Source organism: Segatella copri (assembly GCF_019249655.2).
In the GTDB taxonomy this organism is placed as follows: domain Bacteria; phylum Bacteroidota; class Bacteroidia; order Bacteroidales; family Bacteroidaceae; genus Prevotella.
Genome location: NZ_CP137557.1, coordinates 4,224,234 through 4,244,925 on the forward strand (window position 1 = coordinate 4,224,234; position 20,692 = coordinate 4,244,925).

General features: G+C 49.0%; 20 protein-coding genes. 14 read left to right on the forward strand and 6 right to left on the reverse strand.

What is annotated here, in order from left to right:
• Window positions 1-16 precede the first annotated feature (16 nt).
• From lpxA to KUA49_RS17120, 11 genes are all read left to right on the forward strand, one after another.
• The gene (gene lpxA, locus KUA49_RS17070; RefSeq protein WP_218411704.1) at window positions 17-799 is read left to right on the forward strand and encodes an acyl-ACP--UDP-N-acetylglucosamine O-acyltransferase; all 783 of its coding nucleotides are present in this window, start codon (window positions 17-19) and stop codon (window positions 797-799) included.
• Window positions 800-1,290: 491 nt separating this feature from the next.
• A complete protein-coding gene (locus KUA49_RS17075) occupies window positions 1,291-2,169 on the forward strand; it encodes a cell division protein FtsX (protein ID WP_218411705.1) in 879 nt (292 codons plus the stop codon).
• 57 nt (window positions 2,170-2,226) lie between these two features.
• The gene (locus tag KUA49_RS17080; protein ID WP_117661353.1) at window positions 2,227-2,454 is read left to right on the forward strand and encodes a DUF3098 domain-containing protein; all 228 of its coding nucleotides are present in this window, start codon (window positions 2,227-2,229) and stop codon (window positions 2,452-2,454) included.
• Between the two features lie 83 nt (window positions 2,455-2,537).
• Window positions 2,538-3,335, forward strand: coding sequence for an undecaprenyl-diphosphate phosphatase (locus tag KUA49_RS17085; protein WP_117661352.1), 798 nt, complete (start codon window positions 2,538-2,540; stop codon window positions 3,333-3,335).
• A gap of 3 nt (window positions 3,336-3,338) precedes the next feature.
• Window positions 3,339-4,085, forward strand: a complete 747-nt coding sequence (truB, locus tag KUA49_RS17090; protein WP_218411706.1) for a tRNA pseudouridine(55) synthase TruB — start codon at window positions 3,339-3,341, stop codon at window positions 4,083-4,085.
• A gap of 27 nt (window positions 4,086-4,112) precedes the next feature.
• A complete protein-coding gene (gene queA, locus KUA49_RS17095; RefSeq protein ID WP_118312658.1) occupies window positions 4,113-5,297 on the forward strand; it encodes a tRNA preQ1(34) S-adenosylmethionine ribosyltransferase-isomerase QueA in 1,185 nt (394 codons plus the stop codon).
• 19 nt (window positions 5,298-5,316) lie between these two features.
• Window positions 5,317-5,724 (forward strand): 2-amino-4-hydroxy-6-hydroxymethyldihydropteridine diphosphokinase, encoded by a 408-nt coding sequence (gene folK, locus KUA49_RS17100; RefSeq protein WP_118312659.1) that lies wholly within the window; start codon window positions 5,317-5,319, stop codon window positions 5,722-5,724.
• Between the two features lie 85 nt (window positions 5,725-5,809).
• Window positions 5,810-6,679: a T9SS type A sorting domain-containing protein gene (locus tag KUA49_RS17105; RefSeq protein ID WP_158577363.1), complete on the forward strand. Its 870-nt coding sequence runs from the start codon at window positions 5,810-5,812 to the stop codon at window positions 6,677-6,679.
• A gap of 305 nt (window positions 6,680-6,984) precedes the next feature.
• The gene (locus KUA49_RS17110) at window positions 6,985-7,716 is read left to right on the forward strand and encodes a DUF4468 domain-containing protein (RefSeq protein ID WP_158577387.1); all 732 of its coding nucleotides are present in this window, start codon (window positions 6,985-6,987) and stop codon (window positions 7,714-7,716) included.
• Window positions 7,717-7,730: 14 nt separating this feature from the next.
• Window positions 7,731-8,726 (forward strand): caspase family protein, encoded by a 996-nt coding sequence (locus tag KUA49_RS17115; protein WP_118313126.1) that lies wholly within the window; start codon window positions 7,731-7,733, stop codon window positions 8,724-8,726.
• A gap of 48 nt (window positions 8,727-8,774) precedes the next feature.
• A complete protein-coding gene (locus KUA49_RS17120) occupies window positions 8,775-9,665 on the forward strand; it encodes a hypothetical protein (RefSeq protein ID WP_218411707.1) in 891 nt (296 codons plus the stop codon).
• 190 nt (window positions 9,666-9,855) lie between these two features.
• Here the strand turns inward: KUA49_RS17120 and rpsO are convergent, their stop codons facing one another.
• Window positions 9,856-10,125: a 30S ribosomal protein S15 gene (gene rpsO, locus KUA49_RS17125; protein ID WP_022122065.1), complete on the reverse strand. Its 270-nt coding sequence runs from the start codon at window positions 10,123-10,125 to the stop codon at window positions 9,856-9,858.
• A gap of 181 nt (window positions 10,126-10,306) precedes the next feature.
• Between rpsO and typA the strand changes: the two genes are divergently transcribed.
• Window positions 10,307-12,109, forward strand: coding sequence for a translational GTPase TypA (typA, locus tag KUA49_RS17130; RefSeq protein ID WP_118313128.1), 1,803 nt, complete (start codon window positions 10,307-10,309; stop codon window positions 12,107-12,109).
• Between the two features lie 98 nt (window positions 12,110-12,207).
• Window positions 12,208-13,170 carry a bile acid:sodium symporter gene (locus KUA49_RS17135; RefSeq protein WP_118313129.1) on the forward strand — a complete coding sequence of 321 codons (963 nt, stop codon included), beginning with the start codon at window positions 12,208-12,210 and terminating at the stop codon, window positions 13,168-13,170.
• Window positions 13,171-13,259: 89 nt separating this feature from the next.
• Here KUA49_RS17135 and KUA49_RS17140 read toward each other — a convergent pair whose 3' ends face one another.
• The 5 genes from KUA49_RS17140 to KUA49_RS17160 all read right to left on the reverse strand — a co-directional run bounded on the left by KUA49_RS17140 (window position 13,260) and on the right by KUA49_RS17160 (window position 17,910).
• Complete coding sequence (locus tag KUA49_RS17140; RefSeq protein ID WP_147381962.1) at window positions 13,260-14,168, reverse strand: hypothetical protein; 909 nt, start codon at window positions 14,166-14,168, stop codon at window positions 13,260-13,262.
• A gap of 22 nt (window positions 14,169-14,190) precedes the next feature.
• Window positions 14,191-15,708 carry an alpha-L-fucosidase gene (locus tag KUA49_RS17145; protein ID WP_218411708.1) on the reverse strand — a complete coding sequence of 506 codons (1,518 nt, stop codon included), beginning with the start codon at window positions 15,706-15,708 and terminating at the stop codon, window positions 14,191-14,193.
• Between the two features lie 256 nt (window positions 15,709-15,964).
• On the reverse strand, window positions 15,965-16,450 hold the full coding sequence (locus KUA49_RS17150) for an S-ribosylhomocysteine lyase (protein WP_217762633.1): 486 nt from the start codon (window positions 16,448-16,450) through the stop codon (window positions 15,965-15,967).
• Window positions 16,451-16,476: 26 nt separating this feature from the next.
• Entirely contained in the window at window positions 16,477-17,175 is a 699-nt protein-coding gene (locus KUA49_RS17155; protein ID WP_218411709.1) for a 5'-methylthioadenosine/adenosylhomocysteine nucleosidase, read from the reverse strand.
• 57 nt (window positions 17,176-17,232) lie between these two features.
• Window positions 17,233-17,910 carry a porin family protein gene (locus KUA49_RS17160; RefSeq protein ID WP_203041334.1) on the reverse strand — a complete coding sequence of 226 codons (678 nt, stop codon included), beginning with the start codon at window positions 17,908-17,910 and terminating at the stop codon, window positions 17,233-17,235.
• Window positions 17,911-18,180: 270 nt separating this feature from the next.
• Here KUA49_RS17160 and KUA49_RS17165 point away from each other — a divergent pair, with 270 nt between their 5' ends.
• On the forward strand, window positions 18,181-20,688 hold the full coding sequence (locus KUA49_RS17165; RefSeq protein WP_218411710.1) for a YfhO family protein: 2,508 nt from the start codon (window positions 18,181-18,183) through the stop codon (window positions 20,686-20,688).
• Window positions 20,689-20,692 lie beyond the last annotated feature (4 nt).

Genomic DNA, 20,692 nt, shown 5'->3' on the forward strand with positions numbered 1-20,692 from the left:
TTAATAGTTTATAGTTATGGCTAGTATAATAAGTCCAAAGGCAGAGGTTTCTCCAAAGGCTAAGATTGGAGACAACTGCAAGATATATCCATTCGTCTATATCGAGGACGATGTGGTCATCGGCGACAACTGTACCATCTATCCATTCGTGAGCATTATGAACGGTACTCGCATGGGTAATAATAATAAGGTGTTCCAGGCAGCCGTTATCGCTGCCCTCCCACAGGACTTCCACTTTACAGGTGAGGAGAGTGAGGTAGTAATCGGCGATAACAATACCATCCGTGAGAACGTGGTTATCAACCGTGGTACCCATAAGGGCGGCAAGACCGTTCTGGGCAACAACAACTTCCTGATGGAAGGTGCCCATATCTCTCACGATACCGTAATCGGCAACGGTAGCGTATTCGGTTATGGTACCAAGATTGCAGGCGACTGCGTGATTGGTAACGGTGTCATCTACTCAACATCTGTAGTAGAGAACGCCAAGACCCGAGTAGGCGACCTGGCGATGATTCAGGCAGGTACCACCTTCTCCAAGGATATTCCTCCTTATATCATTGCCGGTGGAAAGCCTGTGAAGTATGCAGGTCCTAACACCATCATCATGGAGGCAGCCGAGGTTACCGAGAAGGTTCGCAAGCATATTGCTAATGCCTACCGACTGGTATTCCATGGTCAGACATCCCTCTTCGATGCCATCAACCAGATCAAGGATCAGGTGCCAGATGGTCCGGAGATTCAGAACATCATCCAGTTCCTGGAGAGTTCCCAGAAGGGTGTCATCACTAAAATGTAATTGGTTTTTAAGATTGAGGTTCTCACCTCGATTTGTTGTTAGTTGTAAAAATTCAAGTCATACCTATTTGAATTTTTCGATATTTAAGAAAGGGCTGGCCGTGAGGTTGGCCCTTTTTCATGTTTGATAGCTTGGGTGATACAACTATCCCTTATGGAAAAAGATACTATCCCTAATAGAAAAAGATTCTATCCCTAATATAAATCTCCGTTCAGCGTCGTTGAACGTACATTCAACGTTGCTGAACATACATTCAACGTCGCTGAACGTACATTCAACGACGCTGAACGGAGATTTCTATTAAACTTTGCAACAATTTCAGTTAATGGTAGCAATAAATTCCTCATGCAGCGAATCTCTCTTCCCTTAATAATTAATTGAATAAATGCAAATAAATGCAATTTTATTTTGTTATCTCTTCGTTTATGTGTACCTTTGCAAACAATTTGGGTAATTACGCCCTTTTCTGTCAGAAATAAATAGATTTAGAAATGAGAAAGAAACAATATAAGCCTCGCAATCATCGTGGATTGCAGGTTGTTACTTTATGCATCAGCACCGCCATGGTGCTTGTTTTGTTGGGATTGGTCATCTTTTCCGTATTGATGGGAAGAAACCTCTCTTCCTATGTCAAGGAGAACCTGGTGGTACAGGTGATGCTCGAGCAGGATGTTACCAATCCTGAGGGCTTGCAGATGTGTAAGCGCTTGAAGGCTCGTCCTTACGTGAAAGGTCTGACCTATATCACCAAGGAACAGGCTTTGAAGGAGGCTACCCGCGATCTGGGTACCAATCCTAGCGAATTTGCCGGTGTGAACCCTTTCCAGCCATCTATCGAAATCACGACACAGGCGGATTATGCCAACAATGATTCCCTGAAGTGGATAGCCAAGGAGCTGAAAAGCTACTCGCGCGTGACGGAAGTAAGTTATCAGCACGACCTGATAGAACAGGTGAACAATTCGCTCACCAAGATAAGCATCGGCCTTCTTATCGTAGCCGCCCTGCTTACCTTTATCTCGTTCTCGCTTATCAACAATACGGTGAGACTGGGCATCTATGCCCGCCGATTCTCCATCCATACCATGAAGCTGGTGGGTGCATCCTGGGGCTTCATCCGCAAGCCTTTCATCAAGAGGGCTGTATCGGTGGGTGTAGTTGCGGCTTTGCTTGCCGATGGTTTCCTCGGTGGATGCCTCTATGCCTGGTCGCTTCACGAGCCGGAACTGGTCAATGTGCTCGGCTGGCAGGAACTTGCCATCACAGGCGGTTCGGTATTCCTCTTCGGTATCATCATTACGGCTCTCTGTGCCAATATCTCGGTGAACAAGTTCCTCAAGATGAAGGCGGGAGACCTGTACAAGATTTGATCAGGAGTAAACTTCTGTAAAATAAACATTAACATTACACATTAAACATTATATATAATGGATAAGAAGAATTTAGCATTTGACAAGATGAACTTCATCTTGTTGGCAATTGGTATGGCAATTGTCATCATCGGTTTCCTCCTGATGAGCGGCGCTGGCTCTAACGAGCACTCTTTCGATGCTGATATTTTCAGTACTCGCCGTATTGTAGTGGCACCAACCGTTACCCTGATTGGTTTCCTCTCGATCATCTATGCGGTTATACGTAAGCCTAAGGATGAATAGGGTAAGACAATCAAGTAAATAAACAAGGGAGTAGGCTTTTCAATTCCCTATATATAAAAGGTATAAAAAATAATCAGTAATCAATGAATTGGTTTGAAGCTTTAGTGTTGGGACTCATCCAGGGTCTCACAGAGTATTTGCCTGTAAGTAGTAGTGGTCACTTGGCTATCGGTGCCCATCTTTTCGGCATCAATGGTGAGGATAACTTGACTTTTACCATCATGGTACATGTAGCTACCGTGCTGAGTACATTGGTAATTCTTTGGAAGGAAATCGACTGGATTCTGAAGGGTCTCTTCAAGTTCCAGATGAATGAGGAAACCAAGTATGCCCTCAATATCGTTATCTCTATGATTCCTGTGGGAGTAGTAGGTCTGTTTTTCAAGGACCAGGTAGAGGAAGTGTTCGGTTCTGGCTTGCTCATCGTGGGCATCATGCTTCTCGTAACTGCATGTCTTCTTACCTTCTCTTACTTCGCCAAGCCACGCCAGAAGGAGAATATCTCTCCTCTACATGCATTCATCATCGGTCTCGGTCAGGCACTTGCTGTATTGCCAGGTCTTTCACGCTCTGGTACTACCATTGCTACCGGTCTTTTGCTGGGTGACAAGAAGGAGAAGATGGCTCAGTTCTCATTCCTTATGGTGATTCCGCCTATCTTGGGTGAGGCATTGCTCGACCTCTTGAAGGGTCTGAAGGGAGAAGAGGCTCTTGGCGGCATCGATGCATTCCCTATGATTGTGGGCTTCGTGGCTGCATTTGTGTCTGGCTGCCTGGCTTGTAAGTGGATGATCAATATCGTGAAGAAGGGTAAGTTGGTATATTTCGGTATCTATTGTGCTATTGCAGGTGCTGTTACCATCATCTGTTCAATCATTTAATATATGGATTTCAGAAAAGGAGAAATTATAGCTATCGACAAGCCTTATCGCATGTCGAGCTTTGGAGCATTGGCGCACGTTCGCTATCTGCTCAGCAAGAAACTCGGCTTCAAGGTGAAGATAGGACATGCCGGTACGCTCGATCCCCTTGCTACGGGTGTGTTGGTGCTCTGCACGGGTAAATGTACCAAGCAGATAGAGCAATTACAGACACATACCAAGGAATATACGGCAACGCTTCAGTTGGGTGCTACCACGGCAAGCTACGATAAGGAGCACAGTGTGAACCATACTTACCCTACCAAGCACATCACCCGTGAGCTGGTAGAGGAGGTGCTGAAGCAGTTTGTTGGCGAGATTCAGCAGGTCCCACCTACCTATAGTGCCGTGAAGGTGAATGGTGACCGTTCTTATGCCCTGCGCAGAGCAGGCGAGGAGGTGCAGCTGAAGCCTAAGACCGTGCGTGTGGATGAAATCGAACTCACCGATTACAACGATGAGGAGAAGACGGCAAGCATCCGTGTGGTTTGCGGTAAGGGTACTTACATCCGTTCCCTCGCCCGTGACATCGGCCGTGCCCTGGATAGTGGAGCCTTCCTCACCGCCCTGCGTCGTACCAAGGCAGGCAGTTTCAACGTTGAAACCTGCATCGATTTTGACCATTTCCAGGAATGGCTCGATGCCCAGCCGTTGGAGGATAGCATTGCTGAAAGCCAGCAGGCATCCCAGAAAAAGAATCTTAGTAAATAATCATAGAAAGGAGATAAAAGATATAACATGAAATTATCGCAATTCAACTTCAAGTTGCCAGCTTCTCAGGTGGCACTTTACCCACATAAGGCAAAACGTGTGGTTAAGACAGCTAGTGGTGAACGTGTATTCGAGATTACTCGCCGCGACGAGGCTCGACTGATGGTCATCCACAAGAAGTCGGAAACCATCGAGATGTATAAGACCGATGAGAACGGCAAGGAAATGAAGGATGCCGATGGCAATCCGGTATTCCTGCAGTTCAAGGACATTGTGAACTATTTCGAGGAGGGAGATACCTTCATCTTCAACGATACCAAGGTGTTCCCAGCCCGTCTCTACGGAACCAAGGAGAAGACAGATGCCAAGATTGAGGTATTCCTGCTCCGTGAGCTCAATCCTGAGATGCGCCTCTGGGATGTACTGGTAGAGCCAGCCCGCAAGATCCGTATCGGCAACAAGCTTTTCTTCGACGATGTAAACGAGATGGTTGCCGAGGTAATCGACAACACCACCAGCCGTGGCCGTACGCTCCGCTTCCTCTATGATGAGGATGGCAAGCACGATGAGTTCAAGCGTTCGCTCTTCGCCCTGGGCGAGGCACCATTGCCACGCTATGTGATTGATGCCCGCGAGAGTCACCATGCCACAGAAGAGGATATGGAAGACTTCCAGTGCGTTTTCGCCGAGAAGGAAGGTGCCGTAACGGCTCCTGCCACAGGTCTTCACTTCTCTCGTGAGCTGATGAAGCGCATGGAAATCAACGGAATCAACGAAGCATACATCACCCTGCACTGCGGATTGGGCAACTTCCACGAGATTGAGGTGGAGGATTTGACCAAGCACAAGATGGATTCAGAGCAGATGATTATCTCTCAGGAGGCTTGCGACCTGGTGAACAGAACCAAGGCTGAGGGACATCGTGTATGTGCCGTCGGTACCAGCGTGATGAAGGCCACAGAGACAGCCGTAGGCACCGATGGTATGATGAAGGCATTCGATGGCTGGACCAACAAGTTCATCTTCCCTCCATACGAATTCGGACTTGCCGACTGTGCCGTTGCCAATTTCTATCATCCGGAGTCAACCCTGATGATGTGTACAGCAGCGTTCGGCGGTTACGACCTTGTATATGAGGCATACAAGAAGGCAGTGAAGAATGGTTATATGTTTGGTTGCTACGGCGATTCTTTGTTGATACTTCCAGACTAAACCATTTTGAATCATCCTTATGTATCATGTATATTTAAGCCTCGGCACGAATTTGGGCAACCGTAAGCGCAACATTCGCGAGGCGATAGAAAAGATAGGAGAGCAGATTGGCGTGGTAGATCGCCAGTCTGCTCTTTATGAAACCAAGCCATGGGGCTATTCTTCGCCCAACGACTTCATCAACTCCTGCGTGCTGGTTCTCACCACCATGGCACCCCGCCAGGTGCTGGAGGCAACTCAGCGCATAGAGCGAGAGATGGGCAGAACCCTGAAGTCGGTGGATGGTGAATATCACGACCGCATTATCGACATTGATATCCTGATGATTGATGACTTGGTAATCAATGAGCCCGATCTGCATGTTCCCCATCCTTTGATGGAAGAACGTGATTTCGTGATGAAACCGCTGAAGGAGATATTAGATTAAAAAAGTTTATGCAATTGTTTAGCAGTTATCATATACTTTCATGGGCAATCCGGCTCTTGGAGAAGACAATGTGTCTTATTGGGTTGTGAATGACAATGAGGCCAATGGATTCAATACAATTATATTGGATGGTGAGACGGATGGAAGAATACCGCCTATGCAGGCTTTCTTCATCAAGTCGGAAACCGCTCAGCCTACCATCCACTTTGATACAAACATGACGGTGGATAAGGATGTGACCAAGGGTGTTGATATTGCGGGTGAGGAGCAGAATAGCAGAATCAGATTGCAGGTAGGTAAGGGGACTGCGAGCTCTTCGTATCTGATATTGAATGCTGATGCGTCGCAAGAGTTCGATGGTAGGGAGGATACCGAATTGCTCGGAGATGACTTGTTGTCGGATGTACCTGCTGTTTATACGGTGGCTTCATCGCGGGCTGTCATGGTAAACTCGCTGCCGGAAATCTACTATGTTCCGCTGGGTGTTGTGGCTAAGAAGTCTGAGCTGATGAGCTTAAATGTTCAAGGAGCAGGTTCCCTCTCTTCTCCTCTCTATCTCTATGATGCTGCCACCCGGAAGTATCAGGAGATAAAGGATGGCGAGGAAGTGAAGGTGCAGGCAAACGAGCACGGCAGATACTTCCTTACCCAGACGCGCAATGCCACGGGCATCGAAGATGCTGAGGTGGGAGAGAAGAGCGTGAAAATCTATTCTCCAGCCCGGGGATTGATTGTCGTATCCAAGATTGGGGCTCCTCTATTAAATAAGGTGGAGGTTTATACCCTTGATGGAAGACTGGTGGCATCGAGAAAGGCTGAAGGTGCAGCATCTGTCAGCATCCCGGTTTCCTCTTTGTCTTCTTCTTCCTCTTCCTCTTCACAAGGTATATATATCATCAAAGTATCCGTGATGGATACGCATGCTACAATAACAAGAAAGCCTTCTCTCCGTTGAGAGGAAGCTTTTTTGTTTACCCATACCATATTTCTCATTTTATAAGTACCCCATGATGGCTCCCTGAAAACTGAAATAACTGAAATTGAAATGGCTGATAAATCCGCTGAAAAAACTTCATTTCTGTTACGGCCATGCGTCAAATGGTAAAAAAATAGCGTAAAAAAGCACCAAATGGTAAAAATGAATGCTAAGAGCTTTGAAAAATCGAGATTATTTCTTAATTTTGCAGTAGAGAACTTCATAAGAACTCATAGAGAACTTAACATGAACAAAAAATAATCATCTTATAAATAATAAAGAAAATGAAGAAAATATTCACAGCAATCATCCTCTTTGCACTCGCACTCACTGCCAGCGCACAGACATTCAGCGCCGACCAACTTGAGAAATACGCCAAGGATAAATATGGCGACAACTGGACCAAGGCGGCTGACAACCTGCATCAGGAGGTGGCTCTCGACAACAAGAACCGACTCAACTACCAGGAAGTGATTGATTGCGCCGGACAGACGAAAGACCAGATCTACGGTAAGGCGATGGCCTGGTTTAAGAAAGCCTTCAAGAGCAAGGATACCCACGGCGTGATACAGGAGGAAAACAAGGAAGAAGGACTCATCGTGGCACGTGCCTACATCGAGAAAGTGGCCATTCAGAATGCCGGAATGAACCATTATCAGGTAGACATCGCCCCTTACATCCGAGTAGACGTAAAGGAAGAAAAGGCACGCATCAGCGTATATATGGGTTCCTATCTGGTTACCGTTACCGCCGGCGGAGGATGGACCAGTGCCATAGCCAGCACCCTGGCATCTGTAGCCACAGGCGAAGAAGCCGAGGAAAGCTCCGAGCAAACCAAGGGCACCGACGAGGAATGGGACATCAACATGTGCTATCCTTATGTGCAGAAAGACAAGCACAAGAAGGCATCCAGCAAGGCTTTCGTGATGGCTTCTGCCTTCCAGAACTCCATCATCGACGTGATGAAGGAAGCTCTGCTCGCCGATTCTTCTGAAGGCTTTGATGATAATTGGTAAATAACAGGAAGCTTATGAAAATCTATCTATATCTCGCAAGTCTTGTCGCCCTGCTGTGCATGGCGGCGCAGCCTGCCGAGGCTCAGAGAATCTCGGTGGGCAAGAAGGGGCGCGTGGTGGTGATGCGAACCGATTCTACCAGTGCGCAGGAAATAGTGAACCAGGACGGAAGCCGCATGAACAGAGCCAGGAAAACCAATCATCTCCAGGCACTGGCAGGCAATCTGAGGTCGGATGTGGATATCGACATCCCCGTTTCCAAGGCGAAGCAGGAGAAGACCTTTGCCGTAATCATCGCCAACGAGAACTACGAGGAGGAGGTGAACGTGGAGTTCGCCCTCAACGACGGAGTGGCTTTCAGCCAGTATTGCACCAAGACGCTGGGCATCCCTCAGGAGAATGTGCACGTGCGCCAGGATGCCACGCTCAACAATATTCTGGCAGAAATCAGCTGGATGCAGAACATCGCCAAGGCCTATGGCGACGAGGCTAGGTTTATCTTCTATTATGCCGGACATGGCGTGCCTGACGAAAGCAACGGCACTGCCTATCTGCTGCCCGTAGACGGCAAGAGCAGCATCTTGGCCACGGGCTACAGCATCGGCAAGCTCTATGACCAGCTCCATGCCCTGGGCTCCCAGAATGTGACGGTGGTGATGGATGCCTGCTTCAGCGGATCCAAGCGAGGCGAAGGCATGCTGGCTTCTGCCCGGGGCGTGGCCATCAAGTCGAAGGCTGAGGCTCCCAAGGGAAACATGCTGGTGATAAGTGCGGCACAGGGCAACGAGACGGCCTATCCTTATCGGGAGAAGCGCCACGGACTCTTCACCTATTTCCTGCTCAAGAAGTTGCAGGAAACCAAGGGCAATACCACCTTCGGCGAACTCTTCGACTACGTAAGGACGCAGGTGGCACAGAAATCCATCGTCGTCAACGAGAAGAGTCAGACACCATCGGTGAATGCATCGGGCGAGTTGACCTCCACCTGGAAGCAATCCAAGCTATTTTAGATGATTCATTTTAGATACAAGATTATTCATTTTTAAAACAAGATACGTATGAAAAAACTGATCGTATTTATCCTGCTGTTTGCCTGCGTAGGCGTTCAGCAGATTCAGGCACAGAAATGGCTCAAGACTTTGGGCAAGGTGGCAAGCACGCTGTTGGATGATGATGTCAGCGGAACCATTCCTGACTGTACGCTGAAGTACACCGACTGCAAGCGCAACGGCAATGATGTGCACATCAACTATGTGCTCACAAGCCAGTTGGGCAAGGATGCCCCGTTGTGGTTTGATGCCGGCAGCAACAACACCTATGCGGTGGACAGCAAGAGTGCCAAGCACACCATCGAGTTTATCGTGGGTGGCGAGCGTATGGGCACTTACAGCAACAAGAACATCCCTTCAAAGGTTCCTGTGAAGCTCACGGTGGTAGTGAAGGATGTGGAGCGCTCGGTGGCAAGCATCAGATCGTGCGTCATCAAGGGTAAGTTCAATAACTCGTCCGAGCAGTTTACCTGGAACATCGGCGCAAAGACTCCTGCCGCAGTGGTAAACACCAGTGCCGACAACATTGTGTGCACCATGCCTCAGTTGGCATTCACCCTGAAGGAGTGCAAGCGCTTGGGCGACAATGTGATTATCACGGCGATGCTGAAGAACACGGGCGGCAAGGATTTGGAGTTTGATACTTCCGGCACGGTTACCATTTATGACAACGAGGGTGAGGCATGCCGTCTGAACTGTGACATGTCGCCTGTAGCCAACGGCACATGGGGTCAGTATTCCAACATCCGTCTGGTGAAGGGCATTCCTGTAAAGGCAAAGTTTGTGGTTACGGGCGTATCCGATGCAGCCACCCAGTTCAGCATACTGAAGTTTGAGTTCAGTGATATGGCAGGCAGCTATTACATCGAGATTCGCAATCAGGCGATTTCAGCTCAGTAATCTTCCGCCTGGAGTGATATGAGGGTGTGGCATCTTTTTTCGCCATCTTCCAATCACTCCGGCTTTCTCTTCTCTCACCGAGTGTAGTGTGGTGTAGTGTGAAGTAGATTCGGCAAAAAAGAAAAATCCCATCGCTCTTGCGAGTGATGGGATTTTTAATTCTGTTAAGCAATGTGTCTGCTTTCGCTGATTACTTACGAAGACCGAGGGCCTTGATGATAGCACGATAGCGATTGATGTCGCGATCATACAAGTAATCGAGCAATGCACGACGCTTTCCTACAAGCTGTGTCAACGCACGTGTTGTAGTATAATCTTTACGGTTCTTCTTAACGTGCTCCGTCAAATGAGCAATACGGTATGAGAACAATGCTATCTGGCTCTCTGCTGAACCAGTATCAGAGTTAGACTTTCCGTACTTGCTAAAGATCTCTTCTTTTTTTGCTTTGTCTAAATACATAGCTGTGATACTTAAAAATTTAATTGTTATAAATGTAATATGATGCAATTTCGGACCTTCCTCACGGCGGTTTCCTTAAAAATGCGGTGCAAAGGTACAACTTTTCCATGAATTATGCAAATTTTTCGGGATTTTTTTGTAATTTTGCACCCAAATTCATTAAGTATTTAAGGTAAACGAAATGCAAGACATTAGAAACATTGCAGTTATTGCACACGTTGACCATGGTAAAACTACCCTGGTTGACAAGATGATGCTCGCCGGTAAGCTGTTCCGTGACGGCCAGGATAACAGCGGCGAAGTGCTCGATTCCAATGATTTGGAGCGAGAGCGTGGTATAACCATTCTTTCAAAGAATGTGTCTATCAATTGGAAAGGTACTAAGATTAATATTCTCGATACTCCTGGACACTCTGACTTCGGTGGTGAGGTGGAGCGCGTGCTCAACATGGCAGACGGTTGCCTCCTCCTCGTCGACGCTTTCGAGGGTCCGATGCCTCAGACCCGATTCGTGCTGCAGAAGGCTTTGCAGCTCGGATTGAAGCCTATCGTGGTGGTTAATAAGGTGGATAAGCCTAACTGTCGCCCTGAAGAGGTGTACGAAATGGTGTTCGACTTGATGTGCGACCTCGATGCTACAGAGGAACAGCTTGACTTTACTGTGGTTTACGGTTCGGCTAAGAACGGCTGGATGAGCGATGACTACAACAAGCCAACTGATAACATTGACTATCTGCTCGACAAGATTGTGGAGATTATCCCTGCTCCTAAGCAGCTGGAGGGTACTCCTCAGCTCTTGATCACATCTCTTGACTATAGTTCTTACACCGGTCGTATCGCTGTGGGTCGTGTACACCGTGGTACTCTGAAGGATGGTATGAACGTTACCATCTGCCACCGTGACGGAACCCAGGAGAAGACCAAGATCAAGGAACTGCATACCTTCGAGGGTATGGGTCATAAGAAGACAGACCATGTGGATTCTGGCGATATCTGTGCCGTTGTCGGCCTTGAGAAGTTCGAGATTGGTGATACCATCTGCGACTACGAGAACCCGGAGCCACTGCCTCCTATCGCTGTAGACGAGCCTACCATGAGTATGCTCTTCACCATCAACGATTCTCCTTTCTTCGGCAAGGAGGGTAAGTTCTGTACATCACGCCACATTCAGGACCGCCTGAACAAGGAGCTGGAGAAGAACCTGGCTCTTCGTGTTCAGCCTTACGAGGATACCACCGATAAGTGGATTGTTTCTGGTCGTGGTGTGCTCCATCTCTCTGTGCTCATCGAGACCATGCGCCGCGAGGGCTACGAGCTGCAGGTGGGTCAGCCTCAGGTAATCTACAAGGAGATTGACGGCGTGAAGTGCGAGCCTATCGAGGAGTTGACCATCAACGTGCCAGAGGAGTTTGCTTCTAAGATGATTGATATGGTTACCCGCCGCAAGGGTGACATGACTTCTATGCTGAACATGGGCGAGCGTGTGGATATCGAGTTTGATATTCCTTCACGTGGTATCATCGGTTTGCGTACCAATGTGCTCACTGCTTCTCAGGGCGAGGCTATCATGGCCCACCGCTTCAAGGAGTATCAGCCATACAAGGGCGAGATTACCCGCCGTTCTAACGGTAGCATGATTGCGCTGGAAACAGGTACTGCCTATGCTTACGCCATCGATAAGTTGCAGGATCGCGGTAAGTTCTTCATCGACCCAGGTGAGGAGGTTTACGGTGGCGAGGTAGTTGGTGAGCATGTTCACGACAACGACCTGGTGGTTAACGTAACCAAGGCAAAGCAGCTGACCAACGTGCGTGCTTCTGGTTCTGATGATAAGGCTCGCGTGATTCCAAAGACCGTGATGAGCCTTGAGGAGTGCCTGGAGTATATCCGCGAGGATGAGTACGTAGAGGTAACCCCTAAGAGCATGCGTATGCGCAAGGTGATTCTCGATCACTTGGAGCGCAAGCGCAGTAACAAGGAATAAGTTATAGCTTATATATAAATGGATCCGTAAGAATTCCCCTCTTGCCGATTGCCCTGGGCAGTCTGCTTGCAGGGGATTCTTTATTTTAATGTATTTGTATGCTGTTGTGGAAATTCTTTAGGAAATTCTCGTTGCCCTGCTCGCTGGTATTGGGAGCTGTGGGCTATCTGATTTTTGCCAATGTTCCGTTTCTGGAACCTCTGGGCGATGCGGTGGGACCGAAACTGGTAGATCTGATGCCGGTGGTGCTCTTCGCCCTGCTCTATGTTACTTTCTGCAAGATAGAAATCAAGGAGATGAAGCCGAAGGCGTGGCATTTTGTATTGCAGCTGATTAGAACCAGTCTGGCATTGGCGATGGTGGTGCTGATTTTCGAATTCGGCGATGATTATGAAACCAAGCTGGTGCTGGAGGGAGCCTTTATCTGCTTTATTTGTCCTACGGCGGCTGCCGTGGCGGTGGTGACTGAGAAGTTGGGTGGAAGCATCGGTTCGCTGACTACTTATACGGTGATAGCGAATGTATTCACGATGGTGATTATTCCGAGTCTCTTCCCGATGGTGGAGAAGGGGGCGGATGTTTCCTTTCTTTTTATGAGTGCGATGGTGTTCAGAAACGTAACCACGGTACTGGTGGTACCTTTGCTCCTGGCTTTGCTGAGCCGCAGGTTCCTGCCCAAGTGGGTGGATAAGGTGAAGAGCGTGAAGGATTTGGGTTTCTATATGTGGTGCTTCAACCTGACGATATTGATGGGCGAGACGGTTCGCAATATCCTCCATGCCGAGGTTTCGGGATGGATTCTAGCCTTGCTGCTTCTGGTACCCCTTTTGGTATGTCTTATCCAGTTTGCCATTGGCAAGGCGGTGGGCAGACATTATGATGCGAGCATCAGTGCCGGTCAGGCGTTGGGACAGAAGAATACCATTGTGGGCATCTGGCTCACCCTTACTTTTCTGAATCCTCTTGCCGCCGTAGCACCGGGTGCCTATGTGGTTTGGCAGAACCTGGTGAATGGCTGGCAGCTATGGTATAAAGAGAAATACGGAAGACTGAAATGGTAGCAATAAAAAAAATAGGGTGTGGCATCAACTGATACCACACCCTTTTTATATAGAGGATTTTATTTATTTACTTGTAGAAATCAAGGATTTTATTTGCTCGTAGAAATAAAGATGCACTCGATGGTTACGTTGCCATCCATCCATTTTGCTGGAATGGTGAAGGTGCCATCCTTGGCGATATCCGTCTTCTTGAGCGATTCTACCTTGTCGCCGTGGGTGATGGTGAAATCACCGTAGGTGAAGCCTGGGGCAGGTACCATCTTTACCTTGAATGCCTTGCCGTATGCCACCTTGTGGTTGTTGAGGGTGGTTCCGTCGGCGGCTGTCACCATACCGTTGCGGTTGGCCTCGGTAACGGATACGAAGTCGCTGTGAGACTTCTTCTTCGCTGCACCTTCTGTCTTCAGCAGGGTGATGCGAGGGGCGTTGGTCAGATGGATATTGATATCATCGATATACACCACGGCATCCTGCTTCATCTCGTGAGGTGACTCGGCGTGAGGAACCACTACCAGACTGTAGATATCCACACCCTCGGCACTCTTGATAGGGAAAACGGCATCAGCCCACTGACCGGCAGGAACCGGAGTGGTGGATTTAATCCAGAACTGCTCTACTTCCTGCGACTGTCCGGCTCTGTCTCTGCGCTTGCCGAGACCAACCAGCATCACGCGGCCTTCCATCGGACGGTTGATGAGCACGTGAACCACTTTTCCTGCAGGGCCGAGTGCTATCGGCTTCTTCAGATCTATTCTTGCACCGAAGATGTTGGATGCCAGGCGTGAACGCTGAAAGGCGAGCACCTTCGTGTTGGGATTGTTGGTGAGGTCGGGATTATCCACTACTGCGCAGTTGCCAGCCAGTTCTCCCGTGCGGAATGGGGAATGCTCCCATCTATCGTAAACTCCCACGGATTTGTAATCCTGGGTGTCGAACTTAATTTCCTGTCCCATTACTGCCAATGGCAACAGGCACAATGCTATGAGTAATTTCTTCATGTTCTTGGTGTAGAGAAAAAGTTTAAAATACTTTTATGGAATGCAGCAGCGGACAAGCCTTGCTGTCGTCGATGACAATCTTCAAACCCTTCGCCTGATAGCCCTTGCCGTAACTGTCTGATGTGCTGCCGTTCAGCGGGATGATGCGCTTGTATCCGATGGTGGTAGTGGTGCACTTTTCTGCGATAGGCTTCCATGTCTTTCCATCTTCTGAGATTTCGATATGGAACTTTCTTACTCGCTGCCCCTTGCGGATGTACTCCATCATATCCACATAGCGCAGGGTTTGTGGCTTATCCCAGCTGAAGGTGATGGTGGCCTGCTTTACGCCGTCGTCGGTGGCCCAATAGGTATTCTTGTTGTTGTCGGTCAGGTTCCTGGCGGCATAGTTGCGCTTGGCTCCTGCCTGGCGGGTGTTGCTAACGGAAACCCTGGCCTTCTGAGCCAGGTCCTTGCCCAGGCGGGTGCGGATCATATTGCCCATATCCTTGAGCACGCGCACGTCGATATCAGGCAGCAAACCTCTCTTGTCGGGAGGACAGTTCAGGATGAGGGTGGCGTTTCTACCCACGGTTTCGAGATACATCTGGAAGAGGCGCTCCACAGAGAGAGGCTTCTCGCCTTCGTGCCAGAACCATCCCTTGTCGGTGAGCTTGGCATCGCTCTCTCCCGGGTCCCACTGCCATCCGTCTTCAGTGCCATACATGCCGTTGCTTTCAGGGGCATATCCTCTCTCGTCGGTGAGCCAGTTGGTTTCGCCAGCCCATCCTGCCTCGTTGCCAATCCATCTTGACTCGGCGCCCACACCCCAGAGGATAATATCGGGGCAAACCTTGTGGATGGAATCTCTGAGGTTCGGGATATCATAATAGGTGGAACGGTCTACATTGACAGTGGTGTTGCGTCCGCCGTAGTATCCGTCGCCTCCGTTGGCACCATCGAACCACATTTCAAACTGGTCTTTTCCGTACTGAGCCAATTCTGCGCACTGGCGGAGGAAGACATCGTTCACATATTTCTCGGTGCCATAGTATACGCTGTTTCTATCCCATGGAGAGACATAGAAACCATATTTCATGTTCAGTTTGCGTGCAGCCTGGGCGAAGTCGCGCGGAATGTTGGTATTCTTTCCGTTCTCGTTTCCTGCATTGACGATGGAGTGGTCGGTGGTGGCTGTAGGCCAGAGGCAGAAGCCATCGTGATGCTTCACCACGGCGATGCCGCCCTTCATGCCCGCTGCCTTCACCGCCTTGAGCCACTGAGCCGGATTAGGCTTTGCAGTAGGCGCAAAGAGGGTTACGTCTTCACTTCCCAGTCCCCACTCGCGGTTGGTATAGGTGTTCATGCCGTAATGGAAGAAGGCGTAGAACTCCGTCTCCTGCCACTTCATCTGGCGATCGCTTGGAACAGGGAAAACAGCGTTAGGCTCGTTGTCGGGATTCGGCAACGACTGCTGCTTAACTTGGAATGCACTCTGGGAGTGACCCGCCATGGCAGACATGATGAGTGACACTCCGACAAAAACTTTTTTGATGTTCATGGTTGTCGTATTTAAATCGATACACTTTATTCTTATCATAAGAGAAGTTGATATATTGTTATAGTTATTTTATATATTGTCAAAACTGGCGATTGTTAATAATAAATTTCAGCTGCAAAGATATAGTTTTTATGGATGGCTGCAAAACTTTTCTGGTTAATTAAATATAAACGCCCGCAAATTCTCATTTGCGGGCGCTGGTGATAATATGGGTGATATCATAAGACGATGGATGATATCCTAAGACGATGGATGATTAATCCTGTGTAGGATAAATCAGATTCTGTTCTGTGATACAGTTGAGTACCTCTTCGAGATACTTCTTGGATTCATACTTGGCCATTGGCAGGTCGTGGAGCAGATAGTTGCCGCAATCCTTGGCTGCCTGTCCTGGAATTTCGCCTTCGAAGTCGGCGATGAACTGGAAGGTGCGCTGCATCAGCGGCACGATGTCCTTGCTCTGTAGGTCGCCACGGATGAGGAGGTAGTTGCCGGTGAGGCATCCCATCGGTCCCCAATAGATGATGCGGTCTTTCCACTCCTCGTCGTTTCTGAGGTAGGTGGCAGCCAGGTGCTCGATGGTATGGATGGCACCGTTGTGGAGGCAAGGCTCCTGGTTAGGCACCTTCATGCGGATATCGAAGGTGGTGACTACTTCTCCGCCTACTTCGTCCTTGCGGCTTACGTAGATGCCGCGGAGCAACTTGTTATGATTGATTGTGAAACTTGGAATCTTATTCATATAGTTTATAATTTATAATTTATAGTTTACAGACTTTCGAGAAAAGCCTTGGTGACATTAAACGAGCCTTCTGCCATTTTTGCCCAGAAATCGAAGTACATCTGCGCCTTGGTGTCCTTCAGCGGCACATCGCTGATGATGCGGAAGGAGATGAACGGCGTCTTGTAGATGTGACAGGTCTGGGCGATGGAGCAGCTCTCCATATCCACGGCCATGGCATGAGGAAAGTGCTCCAGGATGGAACGCATCTTCTCCTTGCTATCCACAAACCACTCGCCGCTTACGATCTGTCCGGCATGAATCTTAGGGTGCTTGTTGTCGGGCAGGTTGTTGATGGCAAGCGCCTTCTCCACATACTCCTGTGGAGTCTTGAAGGTGGCTGGCATGCCGAGAATCTGACCGTACTCGCACTCGTCGCCGCAGTAGGCATCGTGGTATACGCAGTTGGTGGCTACCACCACTTCGGTTACATTGAGGTTGATGTCGGCACCTCCGGCAACGCCTGAAGAGATGACGAGGTCGGGATGATAGTTATCAATCATCTCCACCGCTCCGATGGCACTGTTCACCTTACCGATGCCGCACTGCTGCATCACCACTTCGTTGGCACCAATCTTTCCGATGACGAAGTCTTTCTGATTCTTTCGCTCTGTCTGCGATTCTGTCAATAATGTCTTGAGTTGCGCGAATTCCTTGTCCATCGCAACGATAATTCCTATTCTCATTTCTATTGATATATTCTGATATCTGTTATCTGCTGATTTCTTTCCCGTTTTGAAAAATTAGAAGTTTACGCCAAAGTTGAAGATCAGGGCTCTGTTTCTTGCCTTGTCGAAATCGTCGTGGCAGATGTTGGCAAGTCCCAGGTCGTAGGTGAGGTCGGCATAGAACATGTCGTAGCCCACGCCGCATCCGAGGCGCAGACCGCCGTCGAATCTTCTGAAGTTGTTGCTTCTGAAGGAGCTCTGAGCCTCACGCTCGGCAAAGTTCTTGATCTTGCCGCCCACGCCCATGGCGAAATATCCACCGGCAAATGGCTCTACGGTGAACTCATCATCCACCTCGTACTTGTATTTCACGAGCACCGGAATCTCCAGGTAGTTGAGGTCGTAGGTCATCTTCTTGCCTCCGCCCAGGTCTTTCTTTCCACCTTTTTCTATATAGTAGAGACCCGTCTCCATGAATACAGGAGTTGACTCGCTGAGCGCAAAACCGCCTACAACACCCACGTTGAGACCGGTCTGCCATTTGCCGCCATCCAGACGGGCATCGTCGGAAGTAACGTAAGTGAAGGCAGGACCGAGGCGCACGCCCAGGTAGGCCTCGCCCAGATAGTTGTTGAACTTGTAGTCGAGATGACCCGTCTTCTCGTTGTAGTATTGACTATTCTTATAGTTCTGTGCTGATGATGGGAGTGCTATCATGAGCATTGCCATCAGGAAGAATACAATTCTTTTCATGTTTTTTTGTTCCTTTTATTTTAATGTTACTGACTATTATAACGTATGGGGGTGAAGAAATATTGTCTTGTCAATGCAAAGGTAATATATTTTAAGAAAGTTGCTGCGAGGGAATCCCTAAAAAATGGGGGAAAACCCCTATATGGGTAAGCCGTTGGGGGCATAAACCGGTTTATGCCATAAAAAAAGTAAAAAGTTTCTTTTTTTATTTTGTAGATTCTTCATTTCTCATTATCTTTGCAAGCAAATTATAAACGTTTATACAGGAAAATGAATTTTTTGAAGAAGTATCTGCTAGATATTCTAGTGGTGATTGTTTTTGCGGTGATTTCCTTCGTGTACTTCATGCCTGCCGACATGGACGGACGAATCCTCTTCCGTCACGACTCTGCGGCAAGCAAGGGATTGGGACACGAGAAGGAACTCTTCCAGCAGCAGACCGGCGAGACGACTCGCTGGACTAACTCCGTGTTTGGTGGTATGCCAACTTACCAGATTGCACCTTCGTATGGAAGTACCAAGGTGCTCGACCAGGTGACGAAGGCTTATCATCTGTGGTTACCCGACTATGTATGGTATGTGTTTGTCTATCTTCTGGGCTTCTATATCATGCTGCGAGCCTTCGATTTCCGACAGTCGCTGGCTGCATTGGGAAGTATCATTTGGGCATTCTCATCCTACTTCTTTATCATCATCGCCGCCGGTCATATCTGGAAGGTGTGGGCACTTGCCTATCTGCCGCCAATGATTGCGGGCATGGTGCTGGCTTACCGGGGGAAGTATCTGAAGGGCTTGCTCCTCACCGCCATCTTCTCGGCTTTCGAGGTGAACGCCAACCACGTGCAGATGACTTACTACTATCTCTTCATCATCCTCTTCATGGTGATTGCCTACTTGGTGGATGCCATCAGGAAGGGAGAACTCGCCCGCTTCGGAAAGGCTACGGCAGTGTGCGTGGTGGGTGCCCTCATCGGTATCTCGCTCAACCTGACGAACCTTTATCACACCTGGCAGTATGGACAGGAAACCATGCGCGGCAAGAGTGAGCTGGTGAAGAAAAATGCTGCCAATCAGACCAGTAGCGGATTGGATAGAAATTATATCACCCAGTGGAGTTACGGCATCGATGAAACCTGGACTCTGATGATTCCTGATGCCAAGGGTGGCGCTTCTGTGCCTCTTTCTCATAAAGAGAAGGCGATGGAGAAGGCTGATCCTAACTTTGTGCAGATTTATCAGCAGTTGGGTCAGTACTGGGGCAACCAGCCTGGCACCAGTGGTCCGGTTTACGTGGGCGCCTTCGTCTGCATGCTCTTCATCCTGGGTCTCTTTATCGTAAAGGGTCCGATGAAGTGGGCTTTGCTGGCTGCCACCATCCTGAGCATCCTGCTCTCCTGGGGTAGAAACTTCATGCCGTTTACCAATTTCTTCCTGGATTATATCCCGATGTATGCCAAGTTCCGAACGGTGGCATCCATCCTCGTGATAGCCGAGTTTACCATTCCGCTGCTGGCGACGATGGCGCTGAAGAAACTGGTGGATGAGCCTGAGGTGCTGACCACCAAGATAAAATATGTATATGCCAGCTTGGGTCTGACGGCAGGTTTCTGCCTGCTTTTCGCCCTGATGCCAGGCGTATTCTTCCCAGATTTCATCTCCGTGCAGGAGACCCAGGCGCTGCAGCAGTTGCCTGCCGAATATCAGGGTCCGCTGATGAGCAACCTCATCGAAATCCGTAAGGGCATCTTTACATCCGACTGCTGGCGTTCGTTCTGGATTATCCTCATCGGCTTCGGCTTCCTGATGCTTTACAAGATGAAGAAGCTGGGTGCCGAGTTCATGATTGCCGGTATCGCCGTGCTCTGTCTGGTGGATATGTGGATGGTGAACAAGCGTTATCTCTACGATGATATGTTTGTAGATAAGATTGAGCGTGATGCACCTCAGCAGATGACGGAGACCGACAAGATTATCTGTCGTGACAAGTCGCTCGACTATCGTGTGCTCAATCTGGCATCGAATACCTTCAATGAGAACGAGACCTCTTACTATCATAAGAGCATCGGCGGTTATCATGCTGCCAAGCTGCGCCGTTATCAGGAGATGATTGATGCGCATATCGCTCCGGAGATGCAGAAGACCATGCAGGCTGTGGCTGCTGCCGGCGGCGACATGACCAAGGTGAACGGCGACAGCATCTTCCCTGTGTTGAACATGCTGAACACCAAATATTTCATCATGCCTCTGCAGGGCGGTCAGACCGTTCCGGTGCAGAATCCATACGCTTACGGCAATGCCTGGTTTGTGGATGAGGTGAAGTATGTGAACAATGCCAACGAGGAAATCGAGGGCGTGGGCAAGGTGAACCTGCGCCATGTGGCTGTGGCTGATGCCAAGTTCAAGGAGCAGTTGGATCAGAGCGTAAAGCAGGATGATACTTCGGTGGTGAAGATGATTCAGTATAAGCCAAACAACCTGACTTACGAGGTGAAGTCAAGCAAGGGTGGTGTCATCGTCTTCTCTGAGATTTACTATCCGGGCTGGACGGCTACGGTGGATGGAGAGCCTGTGGAGCTGGGCAGAGTGGATTACATTCTGCGTGCCCTGAACGTGAAGGCAGGCAGCCACAAGGTGGTGCTCGACTTCCATCCTCAGTCGCTGAAGAACACCGAGACCATCGCTTACATCGGTTACGGCGTTCTCGTACTCCTTATTATAATAGGTATAGGAGTGGAAGTGAAGAGACGCAAGAAGGCTTCACAGGAAGTGAAGGAATAGAAGG

Excerpts from the sequence above, each read along its gene's own strand:
- KUA49_RS17160 (WP_203041334.1), bottom strand. The coding sequence starts at position 17,910 with ATGAAAAGAATTGTATTCTTCCTGATGGCAATGCTCATGATAGCACTC.
- truB (WP_218411706.1), top strand. The coding sequence starts at position 3,339 with ATGGATTTCAGAAAAGGAGAAATTATAGCTATCGACAAGCCTTATCGC.
- KUA49_RS17150 (WP_217762633.1), bottom strand. The coding sequence starts at position 16,450 with ATGAATAAGATTCCAAGTTTCACAATCAATCATAACAAGTTGCTCCGC.
- KUA49_RS17120 (WP_218411707.1), top strand. The coding sequence starts at position 8,775 with ATGAAAAAACTGATCGTATTTATCCTGCTGTTTGCCTGCGTAGGCGTT.
- KUA49_RS17080 (WP_117661353.1), top strand. The coding sequence starts at position 2,227 with ATGGATAAGAAGAATTTAGCATTTGACAAGATGAACTTCATCTTGTTG.
- KUA49_RS17115 (WP_118313126.1), top strand. The coding sequence starts at position 7,731 with ATGAAAATCTATCTATATCTCGCAAGTCTTGTCGCCCTGCTGTGCATG.
- lpxA (WP_218411704.1), top strand. The coding sequence starts at position 17 with ATGGCTAGTATAATAAGTCCAAAGGCAGAGGTTTCTCCAAAGGCTAAG.
- KUA49_RS17110 (WP_158577387.1), top strand. The coding sequence starts at position 6,985 with ATGAAGAAAATATTCACAGCAATCATCCTCTTTGCACTCGCACTCACT.
- queA (WP_118312658.1), top strand. The coding sequence starts at position 4,113 with ATGAAATTATCGCAATTCAACTTCAAGTTGCCAGCTTCTCAGGTGGCA.
- KUA49_RS17155 (WP_218411709.1), bottom strand. The coding sequence starts at position 17,175 with ATGAGAATAGGAATTATCGTTGCGATGGACAAGGAATTCGCGCAACTC.
- KUA49_RS17135 (WP_118313129.1), top strand. The coding sequence starts at position 12,208 with ATGCTGTTGTGGAAATTCTTTAGGAAATTCTCGTTGCCCTGCTCGCTG.
- KUA49_RS17140 (WP_147381962.1), bottom strand. The coding sequence starts at position 14,168 with ATGAAGAAATTACTCATAGCATTGTGCCTGTTGCCATTGGCAGTAATG.
- KUA49_RS17165 (WP_218411710.1), top strand. The coding sequence starts at position 18,181 with ATGAATTTTTTGAAGAAGTATCTGCTAGATATTCTAGTGGTGATTGTT.
- typA (WP_118313128.1), top strand. The coding sequence starts at position 10,307 with ATGCAAGACATTAGAAACATTGCAGTTATTGCACACGTTGACCATGGT.
- KUA49_RS17075 (WP_218411705.1), top strand. The coding sequence starts at position 1,291 with ATGAGAAAGAAACAATATAAGCCTCGCAATCATCGTGGATTGCAGGTT.
- KUA49_RS17085 (WP_117661352.1), top strand. The coding sequence starts at position 2,538 with ATGAATTGGTTTGAAGCTTTAGTGTTGGGACTCATCCAGGGTCTCACA.
- rpsO (WP_022122065.1), bottom strand. The coding sequence starts at position 10,125 with ATGTATTTAGACAAAGCAAAAAAAGAAGAGATCTTTAGCAAGTACGGA.
- KUA49_RS17145 (WP_218411708.1), bottom strand. The coding sequence starts at position 15,708 with ATGAACATCAAAAAAGTTTTTGTCGGAGTGTCACTCATCATGTCTGCC.
- folK (WP_118312659.1), top strand. The coding sequence starts at position 5,317 with ATGTATCATGTATATTTAAGCCTCGGCACGAATTTGGGCAACCGTAAG.